The organism is Deinococcus pimensis DSM 21231 (assembly GCF_000519345.1).
Classification (GTDB): Bacteria; Deinococcota; Deinococci; order Deinococcales; family Deinococcaceae; genus Deinococcus_A; species Deinococcus_A pimensis.
Map to the genome: position 1 here is coordinate 20,944 of NZ_KI912644.1, position 14,283 is coordinate 35,226.

13 protein-coding genes are annotated in these 14,283 nt (G+C 72.4%); 4 read left to right on the forward strand and 9 right to left on the reverse strand.

The genetic code is table 11. The features are described 5' to 3' along the window. Positions 1-159: 159 nt before the first annotated feature. The 3 genes from DEIPI_RS0112240 to DEIPI_RS0112250 form a co-directional block, all read right to left on the reverse strand. Positions 160-864, reverse strand: a complete 705-nt coding sequence (locus DEIPI_RS0112240) for a uracil-DNA glycosylase (RefSeq protein WP_045234222.1) — start codon at positions 862-864, stop codon at positions 160-162. Positions 865-1,056: 192 nt separating this feature from the next. Next, positions 1,057-1,815: a stalk domain-containing protein gene (locus DEIPI_RS0112245; RefSeq protein ID WP_027481949.1), complete on the reverse strand. Its 759-nt coding sequence runs from the start codon at positions 1,813-1,815 to the stop codon at positions 1,057-1,059. Positions 1,816-2,014: 199 nt separating this feature from the next. After that, entirely contained in the window at positions 2,015-3,730 is a 1,716-nt protein-coding gene (locus tag DEIPI_RS0112250) for a S8 family serine peptidase (protein WP_027481950.1), read from the reverse strand. A 268-nt stretch (positions 3,731-3,998) separates the two neighbouring features. Here DEIPI_RS0112250 and DEIPI_RS0112255 point away from each other — a divergent pair, with 268 nt between their 5' ends. After that, the gene (locus tag DEIPI_RS0112255; RefSeq protein WP_027481951.1) at positions 3,999-6,035 is read left to right on the forward strand and encodes an elongation factor G; all 2,037 of its coding nucleotides are present in this window, start codon (positions 3,999-4,001) and stop codon (positions 6,033-6,035) included. A 131-nt stretch (positions 6,036-6,166) separates the two neighbouring features. Continuing rightward, complete coding sequence (locus DEIPI_RS0112260; protein ID WP_027481952.1) at positions 6,167-7,354, forward strand: cytochrome P450; 1,188 nt, start codon at positions 6,167-6,169, stop codon at positions 7,352-7,354. A gap of 58 nt (positions 7,355-7,412) precedes the next feature. Here DEIPI_RS0112260 and DEIPI_RS0112265 read toward each other — a convergent pair whose 3' ends face one another. From DEIPI_RS0112265 to argJ, 4 genes are all read right to left on the reverse strand, one after another. Further along, complete coding sequence (locus DEIPI_RS0112265) at positions 7,413-7,649, reverse strand: hypothetical protein (RefSeq protein WP_027481953.1); 237 nt, start codon at positions 7,647-7,649, stop codon at positions 7,413-7,415. Between the two features lie 76 nt (positions 7,650-7,725). Next, on the reverse strand, positions 7,726-8,484 hold the full coding sequence (locus tag DEIPI_RS0112270; RefSeq protein ID WP_027481954.1) for a TspO/MBR family protein: 759 nt from the start codon (positions 8,482-8,484) through the stop codon (positions 7,726-7,728). A gap of 72 nt (positions 8,485-8,556) precedes the next feature. Continuing rightward, the gene (locus DEIPI_RS35555; RefSeq protein WP_052351717.1) at positions 8,557-9,336 is read right to left on the reverse strand and encodes a hypothetical protein; all 780 of its coding nucleotides are present in this window, start codon (positions 9,334-9,336) and stop codon (positions 8,557-8,559) included. A 383-nt stretch (positions 9,337-9,719) separates the two neighbouring features. Continuing rightward, positions 9,720-10,880: a bifunctional glutamate N-acetyltransferase/amino-acid acetyltransferase ArgJ gene (gene argJ, locus DEIPI_RS0112280; RefSeq protein ID WP_027481955.1), complete on the reverse strand. Its 1,161-nt coding sequence runs from the start codon at positions 10,878-10,880 to the stop codon at positions 9,720-9,722. A 97-nt stretch (positions 10,881-10,977) separates the two neighbouring features. Here argJ and DEIPI_RS0112285 point away from each other — a divergent pair, with 97 nt between their 5' ends. Continuing rightward, a complete protein-coding gene (locus DEIPI_RS0112285; RefSeq protein ID WP_027481956.1) occupies positions 10,978-11,457 on the forward strand; it encodes a thioredoxin domain-containing protein in 480 nt (159 codons plus the stop codon). A gap of 39 nt (positions 11,458-11,496) precedes the next feature. Here the strand turns inward: DEIPI_RS0112285 and argC are convergent, their stop codons facing one another. Both argC and argF read right to left on the reverse strand, forming a co-directional pair. After that, complete coding sequence (argC, locus tag DEIPI_RS0112290) at positions 11,497-12,468, reverse strand: N-acetyl-gamma-glutamyl-phosphate reductase (RefSeq protein WP_045234230.1); 972 nt, start codon at positions 12,466-12,468, stop codon at positions 11,497-11,499. Positions 12,469-12,473: 5 nt separating this feature from the next. Continuing rightward, entirely contained in the window at positions 12,474-13,445 is a 972-nt protein-coding gene (gene argF, locus DEIPI_RS0112295) for an ornithine carbamoyltransferase (RefSeq protein ID WP_045234223.1), read from the reverse strand. A gap of 99 nt (positions 13,446-13,544) precedes the next feature. Here argF and DEIPI_RS30740 point away from each other — a divergent pair. After that, positions 13,545-14,283: GAF domain-containing protein (locus DEIPI_RS30740; RefSeq protein ID WP_169737094.1), on the forward strand; the 739-nt coding region annotated here is incomplete at its 3' end.

Below are 14,283 nucleotides of genomic sequence, written 5' to 3' on the forward strand. Positions count from 1 at the left end.
GCGCGCAGTCCACCCGCCGCGTGGGCGCCGCGTCCGAGCCCCGCAGCGCGTCCGCGACCCGCACCCCGTACTCCCGCGCGAGCACGCTCTGCGACACGTACAGCCCCGCGAGCAGCAGCACCACCACGAGAAAGCCGCCCAGGATCAGCAGGAAGCTCCTCACGCGGCCCGCCCTGCCAGTTCCAGGGCCCGCGCGAGCACCTCGTCGAACATCGCGGGCGTCAGGCGGCCCGTCTGCGTGTTCTGCTGCGACACGTGATAGCTGTCGAGCAGCCACGTCCCGTCCGGCAGCGCGTGGGCCGCGCCGTGCGCGAACCCCATGGAGGAGGGCCGCACGCCCAGGAAACGCAGGAACGCGTCATGCCCGATCCTGCCCAGCGCGAGCGTCACGCGCCGCTCCGGGAGGAGCGCCAGCTCCGACGCGAACCACGCCGAGCAGCGCGCGAGCTCCTGGGGGAGAGGCTTGTTCGCGGGCGGCGCGCAGCGCACGGGAGCCGTGATCCGCACGTCCGTGAGCGAGAGGCCGTCCCCGCGCGCCACGCTCGAAGGCTGGCTCGCGAGGCCCGCGCGGTGGAGCGCCGCGTACAGGAAATCGCCGCTGCGGTCCCCCGTGAACATGCGGCCCGTGCGGTTCCCACCGTGCGCGCTCGGCGCGAGCCCCACGATCACGATCCGCGCGCCCGGATCCCCGAAGCCCGGGATGGGACGACCCCAGTACGTCTCGTGCCGGAACGCCGCGCGTTTCTCCTCCGCCACCTGTTCCCGCCACGCGACGAGCCGGGGGCACGCGACGCACTCCACGACCTCGCGGTCGAGGACGGCGAGATCGAGAGGACGGCCGGACACGTCGGGAGGCGCGAGCATGGACGGAGGATAGCAGGGGAGCGGTCAGCGTTCAGTCGTCAGCGGTCAGGACCCGGAGGTCGGGCTCCCGCTCGCGGGAGAAGTCGGACGTCGCCCGGTCGCTCGGGCCTCCGGCACCAAGCGCGAGGGAGGCGCCCGTCAGGGCGCCTCCCTCCGCTCACCGACAGCCGAAGGCTGACGGCTGACCGCTGACTACTGCTTCACCACCGCGTTCACCGTGGCCGTCTTGCCGCCGCAGTCCACGCTCAGCTGCGTCTTGCTGGCCGTGGAGACCACGCAGCCGAGGGAACGCAGCGCGCTCGCGGGCAGGTAGAACTGCTCCGCAGAGACGTAGGGCGCGGCGGGCAGCTGCACGTTCGCGCCGTTCACCTTCGCCGCGCGGGTGTTCGCGGTGATCGCGAGGGTGCGGTTGCCGCGCGACAGCGCGCGGGTCGCGCCGAAGGTCGTGACGGTCACGAGGTCCCTCAGGTCCGCGACGGAGACGAACACGGCGCTGGCGGGCGTGCCGGAGGCCGTCTTGATGGCGGTGGCGTCCACGATGGCGAGGACGTCCGTGGCGTTCGTCTGGGCGAGCAGCACGTACGAGAGGGCGTTGCCGGACTGGAACACGAGGCTCGACGACTGACCGTTCGCGGAGGTCTTCCAGTCCTCCACGACGCGCCCCGCGAGCTTCGCCTTGATGCGGGTACGGAAGGTGTTCGCCTGACCCGTCGCGAGGAGGCACACGGCGTCCGGCGTGACCTTGAGGCTGGCGGGGCAGTCCACGATGCGGCCCGCGAGGACCGAGTTGAGCTCGACGGCGGCGGTCGCGGCGGACCCGGCCGGGACCTGCACCTTGGCGGGGGTGGAGGAGGTGGCGGGGGCCGTGCTGGTCCCCTGCGCGCTGGCCAGGCCGAGGGCCGCCACGACGAGGGCGAGACCGAGGGTCCGGGAGGGCTTGTTGTGCTGCATGTGGCTCATCCTATGGCGAAATGATGAGAGGAGTCGAGCGGTGGCCCATCAGGTTCGCGCGCGTGACCCCGAGGGCACTCCGGAGCGTGCGGCGCGCGCCCTGAGGCCGGGACGCGGCGGCGCGTCCGCATCGTCCTCTCATACGAGGGCGGGGCGGGCGTCCGCGCGGACGCCCGCCCCGCTCACGAGGAGCGGAGGCTCAGTTGTTGATGGCCTTCACGGGGTCCACGAGGCCGTAGCCGAAGCTGCTGTCGCGGCCCAGGGTGCCGAAGTCACGCGCGGTGTTCTGCAGCAGCGTGCGCAGCTGCGCGTTCGTGAGGCTCGGCTTGGCCGCCCACACGACCGCGGCGGCGGCCGACACGTGCGGCGTGGCCATGCTGGTCCCGTCGAAGTACTCGTAGTCGGCGGGCGTGATGCTGACGCTGCCCGTCGTGGGAAGCTTCGCGAGGGTGTTCTGCCCGTCCTGCTGGGTGATGCCCACGACCGGAATGCTCTTCTGCGTGTTGAGGGTCATGCCGAGGTCGCCGGCGGTGTTGTTGTAGATGATGACGGCCTTCGCGCCGCTCGCGACGGCGTTGTTGACCTTCTCCTCGAAGGAGCAGGTGCCGCGGCTGATCAGGGCGATCGCGCCGCGCAGGGCCGCGTTGGTCGTGCCGACACCGCAGAGCTCGTTGTTCGTGCCGCCCGCCGCGACGATCGGGAGGTTCGTGGCGCTGCCCTGCCCGGCGAAGTCGGCGGCGAGGACGCTGGAGTACGCCGTGACGTTCACGGCGCTCGCCTTCGCGGCGAGGCCCTGTCCGAGCGGCACGCTCGACAGGACGGCCACGCCGGGTCCCACGAGCTCCTGGTTCGCGCCGAAGTTGCTGAAGCTCGCGAGCCCGCCGTGATCGTCGATCGCGCCGACCGCGACGACGCTGGAGTAGTTCGCGGGGTAGCCGATGGGACCGCCGTCGTTGCCGCTCGCCGCGACGATGAGGACGCCCTTGGCGTACGCGTTGTCGTACGCGCGCTGCTCGGTCCGGCTTCCCGCGCTGCTGCCGAGCGACAGGCTGATCACGACGTGCTGCTCCGGGAGGCTGGCGCACCAGTTCACGCCGTTGATGATGCCGCTGCTGCTGCCGCTGCCGTCGTCACCGAGGACGCGCGCCATGTACAGGTTCACGCCCGAGGCGACGCCGCCGACGCCGTTCGCGTCCATGCCGGACTGCAGCCCGGTCGCGCCAGTGCCCGCGCCCCACTGCGCGAAGATGGTGCCGCTGACGTGCGTGCCGTGATGGCTGACGTCGTTGAGCTGCGTGGCCACGTCGCGGCCGTCACCCATGAAGTTCCTGAAGCCCTTGAGCTTTCCGGCGAACTCGGGGTGGTTGGCGTCGATGCCGGTGTCGCCCACGCACACCGCGACGCCCGCGCCCGTGCGGCCCGCCGAGCGCAGCGTCGGCACCTGCAGGGCGCTGTCGCCCCAGGTGGTCTCCCCCCTCGGGGTCCTCACCGGTGGGGGACTCGTCGATGCCGCGCCGGGCGCCGGGGCAGGCGCGGGGGCGGGCTTGCCGTTCGCGGCGGCGAGGTCGGATACGACGTGCCGCTGACCGAGCGCGTGGCGGACCACGTCCTCCTCCACGTACTCCACGTTGGGGTTGCGGCGAAGCGCGTCCACGGCCTGCGCGGGGATGCGCACGGCGGCGGCGTCGAGTTCCTTCCACTCCTGCGTGACGGTGCCGCCCGCGCGGGTGACGGCGGCGCGGTCCACGCCCGCGCCGCGCTTGAAGCCGACGAGGAAGCGGTCCTTCTGCGCGCTCTGCGTGGAGAGGGCGGAGGCGTCCGTGGAGGGCTGCGCGGAGGGCGTGACGGACTGCTGTCCGCAGGCGGCGAGGGCGAGGGCGAGACCGAGCAGGAGGGAGGGACGCGACAGTTTCATGAGCTCCTCTACGTCGCCGTGAGGACACGCCCGGCGCTCGGCGCCGACCGGTTCCCGCGGGCGGGGGTTTGAAGTGATGGGCGCAACTATACGTGAGCTCCACGGTTGCCCGAATGAAAAACTTCACGTCGCCGGAGCTCAACGCTTCCTTCACGTTCCACACGCACGGCGGGCGCCCCCGGGCGGGTGTATGCTCGGAACACCAACAACCCCCCGAAGGCCCGGCACGGCGGACTCGAAGCAACCATGCAACACAGCGAGGTGGCGTATGAGGGTGCGAAACGTATCGATCGTCGGTCACAGCAGCGTCGGCAAGACCACGCTCACGGAGGCGCTGCTGCTCCGCACCGGAGCGCGCGAGCGCCTCGGACGCGTCGAGGAGGGCACCACCGCCTCCGACCACACCGAGGCGGAGAAGCGGCGCGGCATCAGCATCACCACGAGCGTCCTGCGCGCCGAGTGGAAGGACACCACCCTCAACCTGCTCGACACGCCCGGCTCGGCCGACTTCGTCCGTGAGATCCGCGGCGCGATCCGCGCGGCCGACGCGAGCCTCGTCCTCGTGAGCGCCGTGAGCGGCGTGGAAGTGGGCACCGAGCGCGTCTGGGCCACCGCCGACGGCTTCAACATGCCAAGGATCGTCGCGATCACCCGCATGGACCGCGAACGCGCCGACTTCTTCACCGTCCTCGCGGACGTGCAGGCCAGCCTGCGCGGCCCCAGCGCCGCCGCGTACCTGCCCGTCGGGGCGGAGAGCGACTTCCGCGGCGTCGTGGAGCTCCTCGGGCGCCGCGCGTACCTCAACGAGACCGGCCTGCAGGAGAGCGCGCCCGTCCCGGAGGACATGACGGCCCTCGTGGAGGAGTACCGCGCGAAGCTCGTGGAGTCCATCGTGGAGACGGACGACGAGCTCACCGAACGCTACCTCGCCGACGAGCACATCGACGACGAGATGCTGCACGAGGCGTACCTGCGCGCCGTGCACGCGGGCCTGCTCTACCCCGTGATTCCCGTGAGCGCCGCCACCCTCGTGGGCGTCGAGTGCCTCCTCGACCTCATGGTGAACGGCCTGCGCAGCCCGGAGGAACGCGGCCCCGTCACGGGCGTCGACGGCCAGAAACGCGAGCCCGTCCCCACGGCCCCCACGAGCGCGCGCGTGTGGCGCACCACCATGGACCCCTTCGTCGGGAAGATCGCGTACGTGCGCGTCTGGAGCGGCGTCATCCGCCCCGGCGACCTGCTGCGCGACACGACCGCCGGGACGGACGTGCGGCCCGCGCACCTCTACGTCCTGAGCGGCAAGGACCTCGTGGAGGTCCCCGAACTCCCGGCGGGCACCATCGGCGCGATCACCAAGATCAACGACGTGCACACCGGCGACACCCTCAGCGACCCCGCGCGGCCCATCGACTTCGGGCCGCTGCAGCTCCCCGAGCCCGTCATGACCGTCGCCATCCACGCCGCCAGCCGTTCCGACGAGGACAAGCTCGGAACGGCCATGGCGCGCCTGCTGGAGGAGGACCCCACCCTGCGCTTCGAACGCAACGCCGACACGGGCGAACTCACCCTCTCCGGTATGGGGGACACCCACCTCGAGATCGCCGTGGAGAAGCTCGGCCTGCTCGGCGTGAACGTCACCTCCACCACCCCGAGGATCGCGTACCGCGAGACGGTGCGCGCCACCGCCGAGGCGCAGGGCAAGCACAAGAAGCAGTCGGGCGGGCACGGCCAGTACGGCGACTGCTGGCTGCGGCTCTCGCCCAGCAGTGAGGACTTCGAGTTCGCGTCCGAGGTGGTGGGCGGCGTCGTCCCGACGAAGTACATCCCCAGCATCGAGAAGGGCGCGCTGGAAGCCAGGGCGCGCGGCGTGCTCGCGGGCTATCCCGTCCAGAACGTGAAGGTGGTCGTCTTTGGCGGCAGCTACCACGACGTGGACTCCTCCGACATCGCCTTCAAGACCGCCGCCGGACTCGCCTTCCGCGCCGCGATGGAGAAGGCGCGGCCCGCGCTGCTCGAACCCGTCGTGACGCTGCGCGTCCGCGTGCCCGGCCAGTACACCGGCGACGTCATCGGGGACCTCCAGACGCGCCGCGCGCGCGTGCAGGGCATGGAGCCCGAGGGCACCGTCATCACCATCACGGCGCTCACCCCGCTCGCGGAGGTGCAGAAGTACAGCGCGGACCTGCGCAGCATGACCGGCGGACGCGGCGCGTACTCCCTCAAGCCCGCCGGGTACCAGGAGGTGCCCGGCCCCCTCACGGAGAAGATCGTCGCGCAGCGCAGGGCGGAACTCGCGGCAGGCTAGCCGCGCGTCGAGGCGGGCCGGAAGGCCGGGGACTCGTCACCTCCGGCCTCCCGGCCCGCCCCGCTGCTCCACGAGGACGGCGCCGACCGCTGACGGCTGTACGCTGACGGCTGACGGCTGTACGCTGACTCATGACCGCCACCGACCGTGACCTGTTCGACGAGGCCTTCCTCGCCGATCCCTACCCGGCCTACGCCCGCCTGCGCGACCTGCCCGGCGCGCACTTCCAGCCGACCGGTTCCGTCACGGGCGGCATGTGGATGTTCGTCCGCCACGCCGACGTGGACCTCGTCCTGCGCGACCAGCGCTTCACGAAGAGCTTCCGCCGCGCCTTCCCGGACACGCCCGAGTTCCCGCTGCCGCCGCACCTGCTCGACCTCGACCCGCCTGACCACACCCGCGTGCGCGGCCTCATCGGGCAGGCGTTCACGCCGCGCGTCGTGGAGCGCCTGGAGGTCCACGTCCGAGACATCACGCGCGCCCTCGTGGACCGCATGAAGGCGCGGGGCGGCGAGGTGGACCTCATGGAGGGCCTCGCGCTGCCCCTGCCCGTCGTCGTGATCGCGGAGCTGCTCGGTGTGCCCCACGAGGACCGCGAGCTCTTCCGCGGCTGGAGCACCGAGTTCATCGACGGCAGCGACTTCGCGACGAGCACCCCCGAGAGCCGCGCCCGCTCCGACGCGGCCGTCAATGAACTCACCGAGTACCTCGCGCGGCTCGTGGAGCGCCGCCGCGCGGAGCCCGCCGACGACCTCATCAGCCACCTCCTCGCCGCCGAGGACGAGGGCGGACGCCTGCGGCCCGGCGAGGTGCTCTCCAACTCGGTCCTGCTGCTCATCGCGGGGCACGAGACGACCGTGAACCTCATCGGCAACGGCGCCCTCGCCCTCACGCAGCACCCCGGGGAGCTCGCGCGACTCCGCGCCGACCCCGCCCTGCTGCCCACGGCGGTGGAGGAGATGCTGCGCTTCGACCCGCCCGTGCAGCGCGCCCTCTTCCGCGCCGCCCTGGAGGACGTCACGGTGGGCGGTCAGGCCGTGCGCCGGGGCGAGCAGGTGAGCGCCGTCATGGGCGGCGCGAACCGCGACCCCGCCGTCTTCACCGAGCCGGACCGCTTCGACGTGGGACGCACGCCCAACCGCCACCTGTCCTTCGGGCGCGGCATCCACTTCTGCCTCGGCGCGCCCCTCGCGAAGCTCGAAGCCCGCGTGGCCTTCGAGACGCTCCTCGCGGCGGCCCCCGACCTGCGCCTGGAGAGCTTCGAGCGCCGGCCCAGCACCATGTTCCGCGGGCTGCGGCACCTGAACGTCCGCTTCTAGGGCTCGAAGCGAGAGCGCCCGCCTCGGGGGCGGGCGCTCTCCTCGTGGGCGGCGGGCGTCAACCGCGCGTCGCCTTGAGGAGCTTCCAGATCACGAACGCGACCACCGCGAGGGGCAGCAGGGCGAACGCGAGGCCCAGCGTCGCCGCGACCGCGCCGAACAGCAGGGGCAGCACCACCTTCACGAGCACCACGAGCCCGAGGACCGCCACGAGCACCTTCAGGGGCGTGGAGAGCGAGTCGAAGCGATTCATGGCCGCGCGGGACGTTTCCTTGAGCTCGGAGTAGTTCGTCATGAGTTCAGGGTAGTCCACGCGGGCCCGCGCCAAAACCGCCGCTTGGCGGAGGGGGGACTACAACCAAAGGTGCAGGTCAGGCGGGAAGGCCCTCCCGCCCGCGCCGCAGTCCCCCGAGGAGCGCCGCCGCGAGCGCCATGACCGCCACCACGACCACCGCCGCGAGGACGTTCACGTCGGGACGCGCGGCCCACACGCCGTAGAACGACCACGCCAGCACCGCCCCGAACACCCAGTCGCGCCGCCGCACGAGCAGGAACGCGCCGAGCGCGGTGGCCACGCCGATCAGCACCGCCGCCCACGTCGTGGGCGACAGGCCCCACAGGCCGTCCGTGACGCCTCGGCTCGTGAGCCACGCCGTGACGTTCGCGATGGTCGCGACGCTGATCCACCCCAGGTACAGGCTCGTCGGGACGCCCAGCCAGAAGCGCTCCGCGCCGCGCAGGTGCAGGCGGTCCAGCGTGACGTACAGCCACACCAGCGAGCCGAGGAGCGCCAGCATGATCACGACGCTCGGCCCGAAGTTCAGGCTGTGCCACGCCAGCAGCCACCCCACGTTGAGCACGTTCGCGAGCAGGAACGGCCAGCCGATCCGGTCCAGCCGCTCCCCGCGCTGGTCCGCGCGGCCCTGCCACAGCGCGAACGCGATGAGGCCCAGGAAGATCACGCTCCAGATGGAGAACGTGAATCCGGCGGGCGTGAAGGCGTTCGGCAGTTCGTCGCTGATGCTGCCCGGGTCCCGCCCGAACAGCAGCCCGATCCCGGCGACGGTGTTCATCACGAGCGTCACCGCCGTCGCGACGCCCAGCACCACCTGACGTACGAGTCCTCTCATGCCCTCACCGTAGGCCGCTCCGGGACGTCAGGCTGTCAGCGGGTTCGCCGTCCGGGCGGCGAACCCGCGAGACTAACGTTTCCTCAAGGCGGACACCAGGGACGTGAGGGCCGTCCCCAGCCACGCGGACAGCAGTGGCGAGGAGCGCCGCAGCCCCGCGTCTCCCTCGAAGATCGCGGTCGCGCCGAGCGCCGCGAGCCCCAGCAGGCGCGCGCGTCGCACGCGCTCCGTGCTGACCGGCTCGTCCGAGTGGTCCTCCCTCACCCGCACGGTGGGGACGCTCAGCAGGCCCAGCGTACCGACGAGCGTTCCCAGCACCACCCAGCGCCACACGCCCGTCGGCGGCACGACCCGCGCGCGCAGCGCGCCCGCGAAGCCCAGCGCCGTGATCGCCGAGAAGGGCGGCGGCGGGCTCAGCCGATCCCCCACGCCCACGGTCAGCATGGACGCGGCGGGCATCATGAACGCCGTGACGATCGCGTCCCCGGCGGCGCTCACCCCCCCGAGCGTCGCGAGCGCCGCCTCGTCCACCGGCGTGACCTTCTCCCCGACGGTGCCCGCCACGACCCGCAGCGCGGACGTGTGCCCGAACGCCGCCGGGACGCTGGGCGGCGCGAGGATCGCGAGGGGCGCCTCGATCAGCAGCGCGACGTTCGCGGCATTCGGGTCGTCCGGGTGCAGCTCACGCCCCGCCGACCACGCCAGGAAGGCCCCGAGGCCCGCCTGCGCGCTCTGAAGCCAGGTTCGTCCCGCCACGCGGGCCGCGACGAAGGTCAGCGCGAAGCCCAGCGCGGCGAAACGGTTCGAGGGGACGGACGGGTCGAGCGGACGGCCGAGGCTGGACCTGGTCATGAGCCGACCGTAGAGCCCGCCGTCCCCCCGATGCTGAGGGGCGCGGCGAGCGGGGTTGAGGGAACCCTGAGGTCAGGTCCATCGACGTGGGCTCCGGGGCGGCCCTCCGCTTCTCCGGGCCGTCGGCGCGTCTCTCCAGGGATGGGGGGCCGTCAACGCTTTGGCTGCGTACGCTCTGCCTGCGTACGCACCGAAGCGGTTCGGTGCTCATGCCTCGCGCGTGGACGCGTCTCTACACTCATGGCGGGAGCGGTCCCTCGCTCTTGCCTGGGGCGTCGGCGCGTCTCTGCAGGCGTGGGAGTGGCCGTCTGCGCTTTGGCGTCGTACGCTCGGGGACGGCCCCTCGCTTTTGCCTGGGGCGGTGACGCGTCTCTCCACTCAATTCAGGTGGTGTACTCCGCGTTGATCCTCACGTACTCCGCGCTGAGGTCGCAGCCCCACGCCTCGCCGCGCGCGCCGCCCACGCCGAGGTCCACGGCGAACACGACCTCCTCGGCGCGCATGGCGCGCGACACCTCCGCCGCGTCGTACGGCTGCGGCTCGCCCGCGAAGACGAGACGGTCCTGCACGCGCACCGTGAGCCGCGCGAGGTCGAGCTTCACGCCCGCGCGGCCCACGCCCATGATCACGCGGCCCCAGTTGGGGTCGTTGCCGTGCACGGCGCTCTTGAGCAGCGGACTCCCGGCGCAGGTGCGGGCCGCCGTGAGGGCCTCGCGCTCCGTCGCGGCGCCCGTGACGCGCACCGTGAGGAGCTTCGTGGCGCCCTCCCCGTCGCGCGCGATCTGCCGGGCGAGGTCACGCATGACCTCCTCCACGGCCGTGAGGAACGCCGCCGGGTCCGCGTCCCCGGCCTGGCCGCCCGCCAGCACGAGCGCCATGTCGTTCGTGCTGGTGTCGCCGTCCACGGTGACGGCGTTGAAGGTGCGGTCCACGATGCCCTGGAAGGCGCCGCGCAGGGTGCGTTCGTCCACGCGGGCGTCGCTGTACACGAACGCGAACATCGTCGCCATGTTCGGGTGGATCATGCCGCTGCCCTTCGCGACGCCCACGACGCGCTGCCCGCCGGGCAGGGTGCGCTCGCTGGTCTTCGGGACGAGGTCGGTCGTCATGATGGCGCGCGCGTGCACGTCGAGGTCCGTGCCGAGCCCCCCGGGGAGCCGGGCGAGGCCCTCGCGGACGCGGTCCATGGGGAGGCGGTGCCCGATGACGCCCGTGGAGGCCGTCAGCACGCTCCCGGCGTCCACGCCGAGGAGATCCGCGAGACCCGCCGCCATCGCCTCGTTGTCGCGGGCGCCGCCCTCGCCGGTCGCGGCGTTCGCGTTGCCCGCGTTCACCACGATCGCGCGGACGGGCGCTCCGGAGGCGTACAGGTCACGGTTGCGCGTCACGCAGGCCGCCGCCGCCGTGGACAGCGTGCCCGCGAAGGCCCACGCGCAGGGCGTGTCGCTCACGACGACGGTGAGGTCGGTGCGTCCGCTCGGCTTGATGCTCGCCGCGAGGGCGGACGTGCGGAAACCACGGGGAAGGGAGGCGGGCTCGGTCATGGGAACACTCTAGCGAGCGAAAGAGGGGAGGGCGCTGTCTAGACAGAGGCGGCAACGGTCCTCGGTCAGGATGGTACGGTGCCCGTGAGGAGGTCACATGGCCCTGCGTTTTCGTGTGAAGGTCGATCCCGACGGACCGCCGTCCTCGCCGCTCGGGGCGGTCCTGAGCAACCTGCTGCTCCCCGCGCGGGGCACGGGGCGGGCGGCGCCCACCTCGCCGCTGTTCTCGGGGGCCCTGCCGCGCCTCGTGTACTTCCGGAGCAAGGGCTGCACCGTCTGCGACCTCGTGGACATGCGGGTCGGGCAGGCCTGCGCCCGCGCGAACGTGACGCTCAGCATCGTGGACCGCTGGCCGAAGGAGGGCCGCCCCACCGGGAGCGCGCCCTACCTCGACGACGTGGGCAACGTCGTGGATGCCGACGGCAGCGTCAACGCGCTCTTCGGCGTGGCGGTCTACCCGACCTTCGTGCTGATCGGCGCGGACGGGCGCGTCGCGTGGCGCGGCGTGGGCGTGCGCGGCGAGACGGACACCTTCGACGCGTACCTCGCGCGGCAGTTCGAGCGTCTTTCCCGCTGAAAGGGGAGAGGCGGCGCCGGGGAGCGCCGCCTCGCGAGGTCAGACGCCCGCCGCTTCCCTCGGCACGCCGTAGTCCCGCGTGGGGTCGCTCAGGCCCAGCATGAGGTCGAGGTCCTGCACGGCCTGCCCGCTCGCGCCCTTGCCGAGGTTGTCGAGCCGCGCGACGAGCAGTGCGTGCCCGAGCTCCGCGTTCTCGTACACGAAGAGTTCCATGTCGTTCGTGTCCGCGAGGGCCTCCGGGTCGAGGACGGTGGGGGCGCCCTCCATCGGCACCACGCGGACGAAGCGGCGGCCCGCGTAGTGAGCCGAGAGCGCCGCGTGCAGGTCCGCGCCCGTCGGGCGACCCGGCAGGGTGCGCGTAAAGAGCGGGATCTGCACCAGCATCCCCTGACGCCACGCGCCCACGGACGGCGTGAAGAGCGGCCGTCCCGAGAGGCCGCCGTAGCGCTGCATCTCCGGTTCGTGCTTGTGCGCGAGTTCCAGCGCGTAGGCGCGGTACGGGCCCGCGAGACGGTGCTCGCCGCCGCGCCCTTCCATGACGTCCACGAGCTGACGTCCGCCGCCGCTGTAGCCGCTCGCGCCCTGCACCGAGAGGGGATGGTCGGGGCCCAGGAGGCCCGCGTCCACGAGGGGCCGCGTGAGCGCCACCATGCCCGTCGCGTAGCAGCCCGGCACGGACACGCGCCGCGCCTCCGCGATCTCGCCTTCCTGCGTGGCGGTCAGCTCGGGCAGGCCGTACGTCCAGCCCTCGGTGACCCGGTGCGCGCTGCTCGCGTCGAGAATGCGCGTGGCGGGGTTCTCCACCATGCCTGCGGCCTCGCGGGCGGCCTCGTCGGGCAGGCACAGCACGGCCACGTCCACGGCGTTGAGCAGGCGGCGGCGCTCCGCGTCGTCCTTGCGGCGCGCGGGGTCGACGCTGACGAGCTCCACGTCCGTGCGGCCCGCCAGGCGCGCGCGGATCTGCAGGCCGGTCGTGCCGGCCTCGCCGTCGATGAACACGCTGGGCTTCACGGCGCTCACCAGCGGGGCTCGGTGCCGCCGAGGACGTGGTAGAGCAGGGCCTTCTGGGCGTGCAGGCGGTTCTCGGCCTGATCGAACACGCGGCTCTTGGGGTGCTCGGTCGCCTCGGGCACGACCTCCTCGCCGTAGTGGGCGGGGAGGCAGTGCAGGAAGATGCCGTCCTCCGCGATGCGGTCGAGCATGGCCGGAGTCACCTGCATCCCGGCGTCGTAGAAGACCTTCTTCTTGCGCTCCGCCTCCGCTTCCTGGCCCATGCTGACCCACACGTCGGTGTAGAGGACCTGCGCGCCGTCGAGGGCCTCCGCGACGTCGTGCGTGAGGGTGACGTCGGCGCCCGCGCGGAGGGCCTCCATCAGGACGCGTCCGTTGGGTTCGTGCCCGACGGGCGTGCACACCACGAGGCGGGTGCCGGTGAGGCGGGCCATCTCGATGTGGCTGTTGGCGAGGTTGTTGCCGTCGCCGAGGAACGCGACCTTGACGCCGCGCGTGTCGGGGAAGCTCTCCTCGATGGTCTGGTAGTCCGCGAGGAGCTGGACGGGGTGCAGCGCGTCGCTGAGGCCGTTGATGACGGGGATGGCGGAGTGCCGCGCGAGCTCGATGAGGGTGGTCTGCTCGTACACGCGGCCCATCACGCCGTCCACCCAGCGCTCCAGGTTGCGGGCGACGTCGTTGACGCGTTCGCGGGTGCCGAGGCCGATCTCGGCGTTGGTGAGGGTGATGGCGTGCCCGCCGAGCTGGTACATGCCGACGTCGAAGGTGGTGCGGGTGCGCAGGCTGGCCTTCTCGAAGATGAGGGCGAGGGTGAGGCCCGCGAGGGGCTTCGTGCCGCGCCACTCGCCGCGCTTCATGGAGTGCGCGGTGTCGAGGACGGCGCGCAGCTCCTCGGGGCTGAGGTCGAGGCTGGACAGGAAGTCGCGGCCCCTCAGGGCGGGCTGGGGCAGCGAGGCGGTCGCGGGCGTGGACGTCATAGAGAATAACTATACAGGAAGATGTGGGATCTATTCATGACCGGACGTGGAGAACCCGACATCGGAAACCCTCCGGCGCGCGCTAGCCTGAACCCAGCGATGTCCTCTCCGTCCCTGCACACGCCGGACGACCTGCTCCGGCTGCACGCCCTCGCCCGCTACGGCGTTCTCGACACCCTCCCCGAGGAAGCCTTCGACCGCGTCACCCGCCTCGCCGCCCGCGTCCTCGGCGCCCGAGTCGCCGCCGTGAACCTCGTCACGGAGGACCGCCTCTTCAGCAAGGCCTGCCACGGACGCGCCGCGCTCTCGGGACCCAGCGCGGGCTCCATGTGCGCGCACGCCGTCACGCTCGGCGACGTCCTCGTCGTCACGGACCTCGGCGCGGACGCCCGCTTCCGCGAGCACCCCCTCACGCGGGGCGAGGGGGGCGCGCGCTTCTACGCGGGCGCGCCGCTCGTCACCCCGGACGGGTACGCCGTGGGCACGCTCTGCGTCATGCACGACGCGCCCCTCGACTTCGGCGACCACGAGGCGAACGTGCTGCGCGAACTCGCCGCCCTCACCGTCGACGAGCTCGAACTGCGCCGCGTCCGCCTCGACCTGGAGCGCGAATCGCAGGCCAGCACCCGCATGCTCGACGAGCTGCGCCGCAGCAACCGCGCCTTCGAGACGCTGCTCGCCATCATCAGCCTCGGCGACCTCGACCTCGACCCCAACGACGCCGCTCGGCGCGTCCTCGAACTCGCCGCGCGCAGCACCCGGCTCGACTGGGCGGGCGTCGCCGTGATCCGTGACGCGGGCGTGACCACCGAGGCGGTCCTCGCGCACGGCGCCGTCC